Origin of the sequence: Comamonas sp. GB3 AK4-5 (genome assembly GCF_041320665.1) — a bacterium.
Taxonomy (GTDB): domain Bacteria; phylum Pseudomonadota; class Gammaproteobacteria; order Burkholderiales; family Burkholderiaceae_C; genus Comamonas.
Genome location: NZ_CP166730.1, coordinates 3,975,329 through 3,991,661, shown reverse-complemented (window position 1 = coordinate 3,991,661; position 16,333 = coordinate 3,975,329). Strand labels below are relative to the sequence as shown.

General features: G+C 64.4%; 12 protein-coding genes. 5 read left to right on the top strand and 7 right to left on the bottom strand.

Annotated features, from left to right (window positions below; genetic code table 11):
* Positions 1-164: 164 nt before the first annotated feature.
* The 4 genes from ACA027_RS17845 to ACA027_RS17830 all read right to left on the bottom strand — a co-directional run bounded on the left by ACA027_RS17845 (position 165) and on the right by ACA027_RS17830 (position 4,371).
* Entirely contained in the window at positions 165-2,432 is a 2,268-nt protein-coding gene (locus ACA027_RS17845; protein ID WP_370679536.1) for a bifunctional (p)ppGpp synthetase/guanosine-3',5'-bis(diphosphate) 3'-pyrophosphohydrolase, read from the bottom strand.
* Positions 2,433-2,545: 113 nt separating this feature from the next.
* The gene (gene rpoZ / locus ACA027_RS17840) at positions 2,546-2,749 is read right to left on the bottom strand and encodes a DNA-directed RNA polymerase subunit omega (protein WP_219162602.1); all 204 of its coding nucleotides are present in this window, start codon (positions 2,747-2,749) and stop codon (positions 2,546-2,548) included.
* A gap of 23 nt (positions 2,750-2,772) precedes the next feature.
* A complete protein-coding gene (gene gmk, locus ACA027_RS17835; RefSeq protein ID WP_370679535.1) occupies positions 2,773-3,393 on the bottom strand; it encodes a guanylate kinase in 621 nt (206 codons plus the stop codon).
* A gap of 84 nt (positions 3,394-3,477) precedes the next feature.
* Entirely contained in the window at positions 3,478-4,371 is an 894-nt protein-coding gene (locus tag ACA027_RS17830) for a YicC/YloC family endoribonuclease (RefSeq protein WP_370682621.1), read from the bottom strand.
* A gap of 378 nt (positions 4,372-4,749) precedes the next feature.
* Between ACA027_RS17830 and rdgB the strand changes: the two genes are divergently transcribed.
* Positions 4,750-5,355 (top strand): RdgB/HAM1 family non-canonical purine NTP pyrophosphatase, encoded by a 606-nt coding sequence (gene rdgB, locus ACA027_RS17825; protein ID WP_370679534.1) that lies wholly within the window; start codon positions 4,750-4,752, stop codon positions 5,353-5,355.
* A gap of 20 nt (positions 5,356-5,375) precedes the next feature.
* A complete protein-coding gene (hemW, locus tag ACA027_RS17820) occupies positions 5,376-6,629 on the top strand; it encodes a radical SAM family heme chaperone HemW (protein WP_370679533.1) in 1,254 nt (417 codons plus the stop codon).
* 109 nt (positions 6,630-6,738) lie between these two features.
* Here hemW and ACA027_RS17815 read toward each other — a convergent pair whose 3' ends face one another.
* Together ACA027_RS17815 and ACA027_RS17810 are read right to left on the bottom strand one after the other, a co-directional pair.
* On the bottom strand, positions 6,739-7,050 hold the full coding sequence (locus ACA027_RS17815; RefSeq protein ID WP_370679532.1) for an I78 family peptidase inhibitor: 312 nt from the start codon (positions 7,048-7,050) through the stop codon (positions 6,739-6,741).
* Positions 7,051-7,181: 131 nt separating this feature from the next.
* Entirely contained in the window at positions 7,182-8,495 is a 1,314-nt protein-coding gene (locus ACA027_RS17810; RefSeq protein ID WP_370679531.1) for an SPOR domain-containing protein, read from the bottom strand.
* A gap of 385 nt (positions 8,496-8,880) precedes the next feature.
* Between ACA027_RS17810 and ACA027_RS17805 the strand changes: the two genes are divergently transcribed.
* Positions 8,881-11,172, top strand: coding sequence for a hypothetical protein (locus ACA027_RS17805; RefSeq protein WP_370679530.1), 2,292 nt, complete (start codon positions 8,881-8,883; stop codon positions 11,170-11,172).
* A 409-nt stretch (positions 11,173-11,581) separates the two neighbouring features.
* Here ACA027_RS17805 and ACA027_RS17800 read toward each other — a convergent pair whose 3' ends face one another.
* Positions 11,582-13,498, bottom strand: coding sequence for a radical SAM protein (locus ACA027_RS17800; RefSeq protein ID WP_370679529.1), 1,917 nt, complete (start codon positions 13,496-13,498; stop codon positions 11,582-11,584).
* Positions 13,499-13,764: 266 nt separating this feature from the next.
* Here ACA027_RS17800 and ACA027_RS17795 point away from each other — a divergent pair, with 266 nt between their 5' ends.
* Positions 13,765-14,685 carry a DMT family transporter gene (locus tag ACA027_RS17795; RefSeq protein WP_370679528.1) on the top strand — a complete coding sequence of 307 codons (921 nt, stop codon included), beginning with the start codon at positions 13,765-13,767 and terminating at the stop codon, positions 14,683-14,685.
* 277 nt (positions 14,686-14,962) lie between these two features.
* A complete protein-coding gene (locus ACA027_RS17790; RefSeq protein ID WP_370682620.1) occupies positions 14,963-16,312 on the top strand; it encodes an MFS transporter in 1,350 nt (449 codons plus the stop codon).
* The last annotated feature ends 21 nt before the right edge of the window (positions 16,313-16,333 follow it).

Below are 16,333 nucleotides of genomic sequence, written 5' to 3'. Positions count from 1 at the left end.
CGGCCCAAGCCAGGGGCAGCCCGCAAAGGCTGTGCTTTTCTCCCCCAAGTGCGTGAGGGCCAGGCACACCAAACCGGTGCAGCCCAGGCCAGGGGCCGCGCACAAGAACCTGCGCCGGCCGCACTGCTCGCTGCTGTCGTCTCCCTGGTGGGAGAAGGAGGTGGCTAGTCTTGCGCCAGAATGCGCGTGGCACGCACCACGGTGGGAATGCGGCGCAGATTGCGCAGCGACGCTTCCAGTTGCTCCAGGTGGTGTACCGAGATGATGAAGCGCAGGTCGGTGGTCTCCATGGCGGCCTCGTCGTCCATGTCCACATGGCGGATGTCCACGTTCAGCGAGGCCAGTTCGCCAGCCACGCGTGCCAGCACGCCCTTGCTGTTCTTGATGGTGAGCACAATGCCGCTCTCAAACAGGTGCTGGCGGCTTTCGTCGCTCCACTCCACAGAGATGAAGCGGTCAGGGTCCTTGGCCTGCAGGCGTTTGGCAGTAGCGCACAGGGCGTGGTGCACCATCAGGCCTTCGCCGCGGCCCAGATAGCCCAGAATCGGGTCGCCCGGCACTGGCCTGCAGCAATGCGCATAACGGATGGAGGCAGTGTTGGGGTTGTCCAGCATCACCGTGCCCTGGCTGAGCTTGTCCTTGGCGGCAAAGCGCTCCTGGGTCAGCAGCAGGGCATCGGGCCGCTGTCCGTGGGTGGAGAGCTGGGCCATGATCTGGCTGGCCACCAGGCTGGCAATGCGCCGGCCCATGCCAATGTCGGCCAGCAGCTCGGCATGGCTGCGGTTGCCGGTCTTGTGCAGCACCTCGTCCCACAGCGCCTGGTTGCTTTCCGAGAGATCGGGCAGGGCGGCAATGCCTTCCTGGCGCAGCGACTGGGTCAGCAGCTTCTCGCCCAGCTCGATGGACTCGGTTTGGGCAATGTTCTTCAGGTGGTGGCGGATCTTGGAGCGCGCCCGCCCGGTTTTGACAAAGCCCAGCCATGCTGGATTGGGGTTGGCTTCTTCGGAGGTGATGACCTCCACCACATCGCCGCTCTTGAGCTCGGTACGCAGCGCCACATATTCGCCATTCACCAGGGCGGCCGTGACATGGTTGCCGATGTTGCTGTGGATGGCGTAGGCAAAGTCCACCACGGTGGCGCCACGCGGCATGGCCAAGATCTTGCTCTTGGGCGTGAACACATAGATGGAGTCGGGGAACAGGTCGACCTTGACATGGTCCCAGAACTCGGTGGCGTCGCTGTTCTCGTTCTGGATGTCCAGCAGCGACTGCAGCCACTTGGTGTTCAGGTTGGCATCTGCGCCGGCCTGGGCCTTGTACAGCCAGTGCGCGGCCACACCGGCCTCGGCCACGATGTGCATCTGCTCGGTGCGGATCTGGAATTCCACGCTCACGCCCGAGGGGCCGACCAGGGTGGTGTGCAGCGACTGGTAGCCGTTGTTCTTGGCAATGGCGATATGGTCTTTGAACTTGTTGGGCACCGGCTTGTAGAGCTGGTGCAGCACGCCCAGTGCCGTGTAGCAGTCGATGACGCTGGGCACGACCACGCGAAAGCCATAGATGTCCGTGACCTGGGCAAAGGTCAGGTCGTGGCGGATCATCTTTTGATAGAGCGAATACAGCGTGCTTTCACGCCCCATCAGCCGCACCTGCATGCCGGTGCGGGCAAAGGCGGCGTCGATGTCGCTCTGCACGCGCTGGACCAGGTCACGACGGCGTGCGCGGGACTTGGCAATGGCCTTGTCCAGTGTGTTGTAGCGCCAGGGATACAGGTGGCGGAAGGCCAGGTCCTGCAGTTCGCGGTAGGTCTGGTTCAGCCCCAGGCGATGGGCAATGGGGGCGTAGATTTCCAGCGTCTCGGACGAGATGCGCCCCCATTTGCTGCGCGGCATATCGCCCATGGTGCGCATATTGTGGGTGCGGTCCGCCAGCTTGATGAGGATGACGCGCACATCGCGCGCCATGGCCAGCAGCATCTTGCGGAAGGACTCGGCCTGGTTTTCTTCGCGGGTGTTGAACTGCAGCTTGTCCAGCTTGGTCAAGCCATCCACCAGCTCGGCCACGGCTTCGCCAAAGCGTTCCTGCAGATCATCCTTGGTGATGCCGCAGTCTTCCATGGAGTCGTGCAGCAGTGCCGCCATCAGGGCCGGGGCATCGAGCTTCCAGTTGGCACAGATGGCGGTGACGGCAATCGGGTGGGTGATGTAGGGGTCACCGCTGCTGCGCCACTGGTCTGTGTGGGCCTGGTCTGCATAGCGCCATGCCTCCGTGACCTGGGCAATGCTGGCGGCGTCCATGTACTGCAAGCGCTCTAGCAGCTGCGCGAAATGCGCGGTCGAAACCTCCAAGGCCGTGGGTTTGCCGCTGCCCGTCTCTGAGGGGAGGGCAGTGGCAGAATCAGTAGCGTGTGACGAAGGTAGGGCCGCGTTCATGTCTCAAATGTAGCGCGGTCAGCATATTCCGCGGAGAGAAAGAAAAAAGCACCGGGATACGGTGCTTCTATTGTCCAGCGGAAACGCTGTGCTGCAAAATATCAGCCCAGATTTCAGCCTGGTACTTTTTTGAGCATTTCCAGGCCCACCTTGCCTTCGGCGATTTCGCGCAGGGCGGTCACGGCAGGCTTGTTCTGGCACTCCACCTTGGGGGTGTGGCCTTGGCTGAGCATGCGGGCGCGGTAGGTGGCTGCCAGCACGAGCTGGAAGCGGTTGGGGATCTGCTCCAGGCAGTCTTCAACGGTGATGCGTGCCATCGGGTTTCTCCAGGGGATGCAATTCAGGAAAGATTGAGCGACTCGAAGACGTCGGCCCGCAGGCGGCGCTGGGAGGCGTACTTCAGGCGCTGGGAGTGGATGATCGCTTTCAGGTCAAAAAGCGCACTCTCGAACAATTCGTTGATTATAACGAAGTCGAACTTTTCCACCTGGGCCATCTCTTTTTCGGCGTTTTTCATGCGCAGCTCGATCACCTCGGGCGCATCTTCGCCCCGGTTTTCCAGGCGTGAACGCAGCTCTTCCCAGCTGGGAGGGAGGATGAAGATCAGCACGGCCTGCGAAAAGGCGGCACGCACCTGCAAGGCGCCCTGGTAGTCGATTTCCAGCAACACATCCTCGCCCTTGGCCAGGCGGTCTTGGATGCCTTTCTTGGAGGTGCCATAGCGCTTGCTGTGCACATTGGCCCATTCCACGAAGGCGTTGTTGGCCACCATGGCATCGAATTCGGATTCAGAGGCGAAGTAGTACTCGCGCCCGTGTTTTTCCTGGCCGCGGGGTGCACGCGTGGTGTGCGAGACCGAGGGGTAGACGCGCGCATCGAAGGAGCGCAGGGCTTTGACAAGACTGGATTTGCCGGCGCCGCTGGGCGCTGCTACGACGAAGAGGTTTCCTGGGGTTTCCATGGCTCTACGGAGTTGGGTTGCCTGGTAAGGCTTTGAAAAAAAGGGCTTACAAAAAGGGCGCTTGCGCGCCCTGGTGGTATCGGTTTATTCGATGTTCTGGACCTGCTCGCGCATTTGCTCGATCAGGACCTTCATGTCCACGCTGATGCGGGTCAGCTCCATCGCGGCGGATTTGGAGCCCAGGGTGTTGGCTTCGCGGTGCATTTCCTGGATCAGGAAATCCAGGCGCTTGCCGATGTCGCCACCCTTTTTCAGCAGGCGCTCGACCTCATCCAGGTGCGAGTCCAGGCGGGTGATCTCTTCGGCCACGTCAATGCGGATGGCAAAGGCCGTGGCTTCGGTCAGGGCGCGGTCCTGGGCGGCTTCGGGCGTTACCTGGCCTTCGGCCAGACCCATGGCTTCCTGCCAGCGCTCCAGAAAGCGCTGGCGCTGCTGTTCTACCAGTTGGGGCACCAGAGGGCCGGCTTGCGTAGCCAGGGCGCGCAGCTGCTGGATGCGATCGCGCAGCATCTGGGCCAGGCGCTTGCCTTCGCGTTCACGTGCGGCCAGCAGCTCGGTCAGGGCCTGTTCGGCCAGGGCCGGGGCAATCTCGGACCAGTTGGCGGCACTGCTGGGGCCTTGGCCGCACAGGCGCAAGGCGTCGGAGACCGACAGGCCATTGGCTTTGGGCAGCCAGGCTTGCACCTGATCCTGCAGCGACACCAGACGCTGCAGCAGCGCGGGCGAAGGCTGGGGCAGGCTGGATGCAGCATCTTGGTCGATGGCGGCGCGCACTTCCACCTTGCCGCGCTTGAGCTTGGCCGTCAGCAGGGCGCGCAGGGCAGGTTCTTGGGCCCGCAGCTCGTCGGGAAGGCGGAAGGTGAGGTCCAGAAACCGGCTGTTGACCGAACGAATCTCCAGTCCCAAACGGATGTTGTGCGAGGACGTTTCCCCTGCGTCCGCACCGCTGGCGTGCTGGGCGCTGGCGTAACCGGTCATGCTGTAAACTGCCATCGGACTTTTCATTGGTTGCTTGCGAATATCTGCAATTATCCGGCTTTAGTCCTATCCCTGATAAGTAGCTGCACAAATGTCTACTGGATGGGGCCTATAGACGCCTCTGCAAGCCCTGTCTTGGCAGAGCCTGCCGGCAAGCTGCCACCCCGCCCGACCCTGTCTTTACGCGCTCTGGGCAGCCTGCGCCCATGGGTGCCAAGGCCTGTGCTCTGTGGTGCCGTGGCAGCCTGCAAGGCCTTGTGCAATGGGCGACACTGGCGGGCTGTGCCGGGTGGCCACGCAGCGTGGTGCCAGGTGTTTCAGACTCCTTGATTCATAGCTTCTCGCGCACATCTGCTGTGCTTGAGCGCACTTTTGACCATGAAAATCGTTCTCGCCTCCAACAACCGCGGCAAGCTGGCCGAGTTGCAATCCATGTTCGCGCCCCTGGGCGTGGAGCTGATCTGCCAGGGCGACCTGTTTGAAGGCGAAGCCCCCGAGCCCTTTGGCACCTTTGTGGAAAACGCCTTGTCCAAGGCCCGCTTTGCCGCCGAGAAAAGCGGCCTGCCGGCCATTGCCGACGACGCAGGTCTGTGCGTAGACGCCTTTGGCGGCCTGCCTGGCGTGGACACGGCGTATTACTGCACCCAGTTCGGCATGGAAAAAAGCGATGCCAACAATGTGACGGCGCTGCTGCAGAACATGGCCAGCGAGACCAACCGCCGCGCCGCCATGGTCAGCACCCTGGTGGGCGTGCGTTCGCCCAAAGACCCCGAGCCCCTGATTGCCGTGGGCCGGGTGCGCGTGGAAATCGCCACCGAGCGCCGAGGCAGCAACGGCTTTGGTTTCGACCCGGTGCTGCTCATTCCCGAGCAGGGCAAGACCTTTGCCGAAATGGACCCGGCCTTCAAGAACGACCACAGCCACCGTGGCCGCAGCACCAAGGCCATGATGGAGTTGCTGAAAAACAGCTGGTTGGCAGCCTGACCAGAGCGCGGCGCACTTCCATGAGCATTCCTCTTCACCCCGTGGGCAGCGAGCCCCAGCTGGGCCAGGCGCCCAAGGACGTGCAGCACTATATGCGCGCCGGCCTGCTGGGCCTGCCTGCGCTGCCACCGCTGTCGCTGTACATCCACCTGCCCTGGTGCCTCAAGAAATGCCCGTATTGCGACTTCAACTCGCATGAATTCCAGGGCCAGGGCGGTGCGCGCGGCTTTCCCGAGCAGCGCTATCTGGATGCGCTGATGGCCGATCTGGAGGCCAGCCTGCCGCTGATTTGGGGCCGCACCGTGCACAGTGTCTTCATCGGTGGTGGCACGCCCAGTCTGTTCAGCCCCGAGGCCATAGACCAGTTGATTGGTGGCCTGCGTGCACGTTTGCGCATGGAGCCGGACTGCGAGATCACGCTGGAAGCCAACCCCGGCACCTTCGAGAAGGACCGTTTTCGCGCCTTCCGCCAGGCCGGGGTGAGCCGGTTGTCCATTGGTGTGCAGAGCTTTGACGACCGCTTTTTGACCGCCATAGGCCGGGTGCACAGCGGCGACCAAGCGCGTGCGGCTGTGGAAGAGGCGGCCAGCGCCTTCGAGACCTTCAATCTGGACATCATGTATGCCCTGCCCGGCCAGACCGAGCAGGACCTGGTGCGCGATCTGGAGACCGCGCTGTCCTTTGCGCCGCCGCATATCTCCATCTACCACCTCACCATCGAGCCCAATACCTACTTCGCCAAGTACCCTCCCCTGGTGCCCGAGGACGATCAGGCCTACGACATGTTGGACCGCATCACCGCCATGACCGGTGCGGCGGGCATGCAGCGCTATGAAATCTCGGCCTACGCCAAAGAAGGCCACCAGTGTTTTCACAACACCAACTACTGGCAGTTTGGTGATTACCTGGGCATTGGTGCCGGTGCCCACGGCAAGCTGAGCTTTGCCCACCGCATCGTGCGCCAGGCGAAAATCCGCGACCCCCAGCGCTATATGGATGCGGCCCTGGCCGGTCACGCCCTGGCCAGCGATGAGGATGTGCGCCGCAAGGACCTGCCGTTTGAGTACATGCTCAATGCCCTGCGTTTGCGCGGCGGCTTTGCCATCCAGGACTATCTGGACCGCACGGGCCTGCCCATCAGCTCCATCCGTACCGCTTTGGAAGAGGCCGAGCGAAAGGGCTTGATTCAGCGGGACATGGCCCGGGTGCAGCCTACCGAGCGTGGCTTTGATTTTTTGAGTGATCTGCAAGAACTTTTTCTTGCGGATAACTGAGCCCGTCCGCAGCGGGGTTGGCTGCGCGTCTATTGCCGAAGCAGGTCTTCTTCAGTGACGGCTGGGGTTCCAGCTTGCAGGGTGTTGCGTAGAGATCGTCAACACGCGCTTAGCCGCAGGTGGCCGCAATGATGCGGCCGGTGGCATCGACTTGCAGGTTCAGTCGCTCGACATCGACGACCTGAGGGACCGCCGGGTTGCCGGGCTGGTCGGCGCGCAGCACACGGGCCATCAGTGCGCCCGAGCGGCGACGGGCTTCATCCACATGCTGGCTGGTATTGGTCTTGCCTACCGCCCATTGCGCGGCAGCGGCGTTGCAGCGCTGCAGCGGGGCCGGGGCAGCGGGTTTGGGGCGCGGTCCGCTGGCGCAGCCGGCCAGTACGGTCGTGATGGCCATCCAGGTCCAGAGCGCAGTACGCATACGGATTCCTCTCTCAAAACTATAGCGCTGACCTTAGCAGTTCAGACCCTTGTTTCGGGGGATAGAGTTGCAAGCAAATGTCTCGACGGCCGCCGGCCATCCAGGCTTGAAAGGCTGCCGGCTCAGGCGTTTCAGTCCGATGCGTGGCGGAACAGCTGTGCTTCCAGTTGCAGTTCCTGAATCTTGCGGGCCGCCGCTTCGGCCTGGGCGCGTTGCTCAAACGGGCCCACACGCACGCGGGTGGCCTCGCCCTTGCGCGATGCGATTGCTTGTGTGAACACCGGTTGGCCGGCCTCGCGCAGCTGGCGGGCCACGCGGCGGGCGTTCTCGGGCTGGGCATAGAGGCCGCTGTTCAGATAGTACTTGCCCGGTTGCAGTGCCGTTTTCTGTGCAACATCGGCCTTGGCTTCGGTCTTGCCCGCCTTGGAGGTCTTGGTCGCTTTCTCGGTTTTTTCGACCTTGGCCGCAGGGGCACTCTTGCCGGGCTTCTCGGCCTTGGCAGGTTTGTCCGCAGAGGCTGTCTTGTCCGTGGCCTTGCTGCTCGCCACCGCGGCCTGGGGAACTGGAGGAGTTGCCGCCTCCTTGGGGGCGTCGCCGGACGCTGCGGGCGCTGCGCTCAAGGCGGCAGCGGCTGCAGTCGTGGCGGTTGCCAGCGCGGGGGCTGTGGTGCTTGCGGTGGTCGCGGCGCTGGTGTCTGCTGCCGTGGCGGCCGGGGTTTCTACGGCGGCGGGTGCAGATGCGACAGGCTCGGGCGCTGTGGCGGGTGGCTCTGCCGGGGTGCCGTCTGCATCGGCAGGCGCAGCAGGCTGCAGCGCTGCCAGGGCGCGGGCCATGTCCTGCTGGGTGTGGGTGCCGCCAGGGTCCGCAGGGGCCTGGGCGAGTGCGGGCGAATGGGTGGGCGAGGTTGTCAGGCTGGTGCTGGCAGCCCATGCCAGGCCGGCGGTCAGCAGTGCGGCCAAGGCATGGCCGGTGGTGGCCCACTGCAGGCGGGCCGGGGTCGGGGCCTGGGCTTGCAGCAGGGTCATGGCTTCGCCCAGCGTGCGCGACTGCGTCAGCGCCTGCATGGTGCGCTGGCGCACATGGTGGTGGTAGAGGGCATTGCCCCACAGCCCGGGCACAACCACGCACAGCAGCAACAGCAGCAGGGCCAGGGCCCAGGCGGCCGGGGCCGGCAGCAGATGGTGCAAGTCCAGCGCCCACCACAGGGCAATCAGCAAGGCCAGCACGGCGGCATAGCCGGCGGCAGGCTTCCACAGCCCGCGCAGGCCCATCCAGCCCAGGGTGCAGCAGCCGGCTGCCCAGTTCCAACTGGGAAGCGGGCGGCCCAGTACGTCAAAGCGCTCGAACTGCTGCTGGTAGTAAGAGGTCTGCAACGGGCCAATAGCCGCCTGGTAGAGGCGGGGCATCAAAGGGTTGTCGGCAGAAAGCGGGGTGGGGGCGGACATGCGTCGAATTGTGTCATGTACAGCGGTGTTTCCCGCGCAGCCCGGCAGGAGCGTGGCATGGCTGCATCGCCGCCAGCGGTCTGGGAAAAAAACCGGGCGCGCTCATGAGGGCTCGCAATATGGGATGCGGGTGGTTGCTTCGCTGTCGGGCAAGAAAGGGCGCGGCCTGCAGTGCATGCGGTGTTTCATTATGCGGCGCTGCTATCCATTGCGGAGCAATAAAAGCCCAGCCATATTGCCCAAGACGATAAAAATTATTTTCTTTGGGACCGGTTTTGCATGCCTACACTGGCGCTTCTTGCGCAGGGATGGGCGCTGAACGCCATCAACCTTGCGTGCCGTCGCAGGCCTACGGGCCTGGAATCCCTCAAGTCAGATCATCTTCATGCAGCAGCAACAGACAGGGTACGCATGGCAGTTCTTCCGCGCAGGTGGCGTGGAGCAGGTGGCCATCCGTACGGGGCAAGATATTGCGAACATCGCTTCGCTGGACAAGAAACTGTGGGTGGCCCTGGCCTGCCCGACCCGGGGCATCGAGTTCGATACCGAAACCCTGGACCTGATTGACCTGGACCATGACGGCCGCATCCGTGCGCCAGAGCTGATTGCTGCCTGCCAGTGGGCGGTGGCCCAGGTGCGCGACCCCGAGGTGCTGGCCTCCGGCAGCGATGTGCTGCAACTGGCCAGCCTGGACATTGCCCAGCCTGGCGGCGCCGCCCTGCATGCCGAAGCGCAGCGCGTGCTGAATCTGCTGGGCCGCGAAGGCGCGGACAGCGTCAGCCTGGCCGATGTGCGTGAGCGTCTGGTCATGCTCAATGCCCTGCCATTCAATGGCGATGGCTTGCTGAACCCGGTCACGCTGCCGGAGGAAAGCGGCCAGCAGGCCCTGGTGCAACGCATCATGGATCTGTATGGCAGCGAAACCGGTGTGGATGATGCACCTGGCATGGGCCAGGCCCAGCTGGATGCCTTCTTTGCCGATGTGCGCGCCATCCATGCCTGGCATGTGAAGGTGCAGGAGCACCACTGCACGCTGGAGCAGGAGCAGGAGCAGGCCGTGGCGGCTGCTCAGGCACTGACGGCCGTGGATGCCAAAGTGGAAGACTTTTTTGCACGCTGCCGCTTGGCTGCCTTTGACGCCAAGGCCCAGGCCCCGCTGAGCCCCAGCGTGGAAGGCTATGCCCTTCTGGGTGCGGAGCAGCTGACCTCGGCCTCGGAGGCGATTGCCGCCTTGCCGCTGGCCACCATCACCCCTGAAGGCGTGCTGCCGCTGACCGAGGGCGTGAACCCGGCCTGGGCGGCTGCGCTGCAGGCCCTGGCCACCCATGCCGTGGCCCCGTTGCTGGGCGCGCAGCGCACGCTGGATGCGGCGCAGTGGCAGGCGTTGAAGACGCAGCTGGCCCCTTGCCAGCAGTGGCTGGCCGACCACCCCAGCAGCCCCTTGGGTCAGCTGACCCAGGCCGAAGTTCAGGACTTGCTCGATGGCGGCGCCGAAGCCACGCTGCAGGCACTGATAGCGCGTGACACCCAGGAAAAAGACCATGGTGCCCAGGCCAGGGATCTGGAAAAGCTCATCCGCCTGCAGCGTGACCTGCTGCGCCTGCTGAACAACTTTGTCTCGTTTGCCGACTTCTACAGCCGCAGCGAAGCCGCCGCCTTCCAGGCCGGCACGCTGTTCATGGATGGTCGCAGCTGCGACCTGACCGTGGATGTGACCGACCCCAATGCCCACGCCGGGCTGGCCGGGCTGGCCAAGGTCTATCTGGCCTATTGCGAATGCCGCCGTGACGGCGTCAAACGCCACATCGTGGCCGCCTTCACGGCCGGTGATGTGGACTATTTGATGGTGGGCCGCAACGGCGTGTTCTACGACCGCGATGGCCAGGACTGGGATGCCACCATCACCAAGATCATCGAGAACCCCACCAGCATTGCCCAGGCCTTCTTCTCGCCGTACAAGAAGTTTCTGCGCATGGTGGAAGAGCAGGTGGCCAAGCGCGCCTCGGCCAAGCAAGACGCCGTGACCGTCAGGCTGGACACCTCGGCCAACAAGCTGGCAGATGCCGCCAATACGGAAGCGGCGCCCGCTGCAGCACCTGCCGCTCCTGCTGCGCGCAAGACCGATGTGGGCACCGTGGCCGCCATTGGCGTGGCTCTGGGCTCGATCAGCGCGGTCATGGTGGGCATCTTTGGCAAATTCATCGAGATGGGCCCCTGGATTCCCGTGGGCCTGCTGGGCATTGTGCTGGCCATTTCCTGCCCCAGCATGCTGATTGCCTGGCTCAAGCTGCGCCAGCGCAGCCTGGGTCCCATCCTGGATGCCAGCGGCTGGGCCATCAACGGACGCATGATCATCAATCTGCGCCTGGGCGATGCCCTGTCGCAGACGGCCAAGGTCCCGGCCTCGGCCAAGCTCAGCGCCAACGACCCCTATGCCGACGGCCACCGTGGTCGCTGGATCACGATTGGCGTGTTGGTGGCGGTGCTGGCCCTGGCCGGCGCCTGGCAGCTGCAGTGGCTGGACAAGCTGCTGCCCGCCAAGCTCCAGCGCGCCGCCGTCCCCGCTGCCGTGGTGCCGGCCCCTGCCGAAGCGCCAGCGCCTGCTGCAGAAGCGCCTGCAGCGCCTGCAGCGCCTGCAGCGCCTGCAGCGCCTGCAGCGCCGGCCCCGGCCCAATAAGCCAGCGCGCTGCATAGTCACAAAGCCCCTGAGTGTGAACCCAGGGGCTTTGTTTTGATAGCTGTTACTGCTTGATATATAAGCGTTTCAGGGTGATTGTGTTGGAGTTTGTGTCACCCTTTTGCTTCTTGTGTTGGGGTTGGCAGCCCCTCACCCCCGCCCTCTCCCCGAAGGGGCGAGGGAGCCGATCCAAGTCAGGGCGCTGCGTCCCCTTCGGCACATGGCGCCAGAAAAGGAATAGGCATGTCGTGGCCACGGAGGTGGCTTGATTTGCCGCCGTATAAAACCGGCGCTGCCCACCGCAGGGCGCCGCGCAAGGGCCGCCTTGTCTCCCCGACAGGCGCTGGTGCCGTCCCCCTCCGGCGCAAAGCGCCAGAGAGGGGGAAGCGGCGTAGCCGCTCAGGGGGAGTTATCGGAGCGCTTTCGCGATCTTGTTACGCGGCACCGTGGGCTTGGGCACCTTGAAGGGGAACCAGTTGCGCACATCTTCTTCCACGCCAATGCCGTGCATGAAGTTGTAGATGGCTTTTTTCAGCACCGCGCCCAGGGCGTCGTGGTCCACGCCCGTGGGGTCGATGAAGGCGATGTCGTTCTTGGCAAACGTCACCTCGGGCAGGGGCACCAGTTGTACGCCGTATTCCTCGGGGTTTTGGCCCACGGGTGAATGCACGGTGCAGGCAAAGCGGTGGAAGAAACCGCTTTGGATGCAGCCGTTCTCGAACAGCTGGCGCACATATTCCAGCGCGTCTACCGTGTCCTGCACGGTCTGCGTGGGAAAGCCATACATCAAATAGGCGTGGACCAGAATGCCGGCCTCGCTGAAGGCCTTGGTCACGCGGGCCACCTGCTCCACAGAAACGCCTTTTTTCATCAGCGCCAGCAGCCGGTCTGAGGCCACTTCCAGCCCGCCCGAGACCGCAATGCAGCCGCTGTCAGCCAGCAGCTGGCACAGCTCGGGGCTGAAGGTTTTTTCAAAGCGGATATTGCCCCACCAGCTGATGTCGCTGCCGCGTTCAATCAGCTCGGTGGCCAGGGCTTTCAAGGCCTTGGGCGGTGCGGCCTCGTCGACAAAGTGAAAGCCGGTCTGCCCGGTTTCCTGCACGATGGCCTCGATGCGGTTGGCCAGCTCCACGGCGCTGGCGCCTTCGTAGCGGCCTATGTAGTCCAGGCTGACGTCGCAAAAGCTGCATTTCTTCCAGTAGCAGCCGTGCGCGATGGTCAGCTTGTTCCAGCGCCCGTCGCTCCACAGCCGGTGCATGGGGTTGAGCATGTCCAGCAGCGACAGATAGTCGTGAATCGGCAGGCCGTCCCAGGTGGGCGTGCCCACTTCGGCAAAGGCGATATCGGCTTCCATCATGTTGATGTACTGCACCGCACCTTGTTCGTTGCGCACATAGCTGCGCACCAGGCGGGAGCGGCCGCGCTCGCCGCGCAAATGCTCCATCAGGGCCAGCAGCGGGCGCTCGCCCGCGTCCAGGGTGACAAAGTCGAAATAGTCGAACACGCGCGGCTCGGTCAGCTCGCGCAGCTCGGTGTTGACAAAGCCGCCGCCCAACACGGTCTGGATCTGGGGGAACTCGGCCTTGATGGTCTGGGCAATGCGAAACGCCGCATACACCGAGCCGGGAAAGGGCACGGACAGCAGCACCACTGTGGGCCGCTGGCGCCAGATGGCTTTGCGCGTCAGCTCGGCCAGGGCCTCGTCCACCAGCGTCAGCGGCGCGGCCAGGGCTTCGGCCAGTGGCTCGAAGGTGGGCTGGCTGCCGGCCAGGGATTCGGCATAGCGCACAAACTCAAAGCGCTCGTCTGCGGCGTCGCGCAGCACATCGGCCAGGTCATTCAAATACAGCGTGGCCAGGTGCTTGGCGCGGTCGGCCTGGCCCAGGGCGCCAAAGGCCCAGCCCAGCGGGTCGCCGCTGCCGTCGTCGAGGTAATGCTCCAGCGCGGCAAAGCGCGGGCCTTCGGGCAGCCAGTTGCGGCCCACGATGCGGTGGCTGAGCGTGCTGTCCTTGCCCTGCAGATAGGCAATGACCTTGTCTATGGTGGCCAGGTACTGATCGCGCTGGGCCATAAAGCTTTGCACGGCCGGGCTGAAGGCGCGATCAGGGTCTTCGTCGTACTGGGCCTGCACCAGTTCCATGATTTGCTGCAACCCGTCTTTGGACAGCAGCTTGAGCACCAGGGCCAGGGCCAGGTCTTCCTGTACCGCGTCCACGCCGCGCGAGCGCAAAAAGCCCGTGAGGTAGGCGGTCGAGGGATAGGGCGTGTTCAGCTGCGTCATCGGCGGGATGAGCGACAGCACACGGACAGGTGCGGGCGTGGTCATGGGTGCAAAAGGGGAGGTGGTGCGGGGCGGGGCAGCGCCCGGTGCAGGCCCATATTGTCCCAGCATGGGGGCAGGGCTGCAGCGGCGGGGACTTGGGCGCGGCCGCAAGCTGTATGCCTGCCGTGGTCGCCAGCGACGGAGGCCATCGCCACTTGCGGCGCTGGGGCTGGGCAACAGGCATATGCGGCGGCCTTATACCGCTCCTAAAATGCAAGTTGCCTGTGCAACAGTGTGCCGGCTTTTTTTTGTAGAGAGGGTGGACACCCATGTCCTCCTTGCCCGGGGGGACTGCCCTCGCTTCACCAGGGGAGTCCATCCCCGTTTCGCGCTCGGCATTGCTGGGTATTGCGCTCACGCTGTCGGCCTGTGCGCTGTTCGCCTTGCTGGACAGTGCCACCAAATTCGCCGGCCAGCTGCTGCCCATGTTGCTGGTGTTGTGGCTGCGTTTTCTGGCCCAGGCCTTGGTCACCACGGCCCTGGTGCTGCCCCGGCATGGCCTGGCGGCGCTGCGCACGGGTCATGCCCAGTTTCAGGCAGGCCGCGCGCTGTTTGGCATCACCACCTCGGTTTGCGCCTTTTTTTGTATACAGAGCATGCCCTTGGGCAATTTCACGGCCATCTGGTCGGCCTGTCCCTTGTTGGTGGTGGTGGCTTCGGCCTGGCTGTACCAGGAGCGGGTCAGTCCGCTGCGCTGGTTGCTGTTGGGGCTAGGGCTGGTTTGTGTGATCGTCATCGTGCGGCCCGAGCGCAGCGACCAGGCCCTGGGCTGGCAGGCCTTGCTGCCCGTGGGGCTGCTGCTCAGCGGCAGCGGCTATTTGCTGCTGGGAAGCCGGCTGGCCAGGCTGGATGCGCCCCACACCACGCAGCTGTATTCCACCTGGTTGCCGCTGTTGTTGACCACGCCCTTGCTGCCCTGGTTTTGGCAGAGCGTGCAGGGCTGGCAGCTGTGGTTGGCAGTGGTCGCCATGGGGCTGTGCAGCGGCGTGGGGCATTTGATCCTGCTGCAGGCCTACACGCATGCCACGCCCTCGGTGATCTCGCCGTTTCTCTACAGCCAGATCGGCTTTGCCATGGCCGTGGGTTGGCTGCTGTTTGGTCAGGTGCCGGATGCCCAGTCCCTGCTGGGCATGGCCGGTGTGGTGTTGTGCGGTGTGCTGAGCATGTGGTTGAGTGTGAGAGGGAGATGAAGCAACACCCCCCTGCGTCGCCTGCGGCGCCTTCCCCCCGCTCTTCGCTCGCTGCGCTCGCGGGCAGGGGGACGACAGCCTCGCTGCGGGGCGGCCCTTGCTCGCTGTCCCTGGCCAGGGTCTGTGCCAGTTTTATAGGCTGTGCGATGGTTAGGTCTTTTTGAAGAGTTGAATGAAAGAGCAGTGCGTGCGTCAGATTGAAACTTCCCCTTCCTTGCCAAAGCAGGCCGGCCAGCAGCAGAGCGACGGCCTGCCGCCGCCGCAGCGCCATGTGGCCATGGCGGTGATTTTGCTGGGCCTGGTGCTGTGCGTGATGGACAGCACCATGCTGAACATGGCCCTGCCCCAGGTGGCGCGCCAGTGGCAGGTGGCGCCGGCACAGACGCTGTGGGTGGTGAATGCCAACCAAATTGCAACATTGGTGCTGCTGCTGCCGCTGGCGGCGCTGGGCGACCGCATGGGCTACCGCCGCGTGTATCTGTGGGGCATGGTGATTTTTGGCCTGGCCAGTGTGGTGGCCTTGCTGGCGCCGTCGCTGCATTGGTTGATCGTGGCGCGGGCGTTGCAGGGCTTGGGGGCGGCCGGGGTGCTGAGCGTCAATGCCTCGCTGGTGCGACTGATCTACCCGCGTGCCCTGCTGGGCAAGGGTATTGCAATGAACTCGCTGACGGTGGCACTGGCCTTTGTGGCCGGGCCGGCTGTGGCGGCGGCGGTGATTTCCCTGGGGGACTGGCGCTGGCTGTTCGCTCTGCATTTGCCGCTGGCCCTGGCTGTGAGCTGGCTGGGCCTGCGTTCGCTGCCGCAACCCGAAGCGGCCGAGGATGTGCAGCGGCAGCCGCTGTCCTGGCTGGATGGGGGGCTGAACATGGTGATGTTCGCCAGCCTGTTCCTGGGCGTGGACCGCATCAGCCACTGGCAACCCGGTGACAGCCCGTGGCCTGCGGTGCTGTGGTTGTCGCTGGGCGTGGGAGTGGGTAGTTGGTATGTGCAGCGCCAGCGTGCCCTGAGTGCGCCCATGTTCCCGGTGGACCTGCTGCGCATTCGGGTGTTTGCGCTGTCCATGTGTGCCTCCATCAGCGCTTTCTGTGCCCAGACCATGGCGTTTCTGGCACTGCCGTTCCTGCTGATCGAAGTGCGTGGCCTGCCTACCGGGCAGGCGGGCCTGCTGATCAGTGCCTGGCCGCTGGCCCTGGCCATTTCCGCGCCGTGGGTGGGGCGCATGATTGGTCGCTGGCCGGCCGGCCGCCTGGGTGCCGCAGGCATGGGCTTGTTCGCGCTGGGCCTGTGGGCCCTGGCCCTGCTGCCGCAGAACGCGGCGAACTGGGATGTGGTGTGGCGCATGGCCTTGTGCGGCATGGGTTTTGCCCTTTTCCAGTCGCCCAATAATTTCACCATCCTCACCTCGGCCCCCTTGCACCGCAGCGGCGCTGCCAGCGGCATGCTGGGCTCGGCCCGCCATGTGGGCCAGGGCCTGGGTGCGGTACTGCTGGCCATGGCGTTTCTGCTGTGGAACCAGGAGCCCGGCCAGGCCGAGCAATATGCGCTGGCGCTGTCCGGCTGCTTTGCGGTGTTGGCCGGCTGCTTCAGCGTGCTGCGCAAGACGCCGGTGAAGAGCGGGGCGCACTGAGGCTGGCAGGGGCAGCAATGG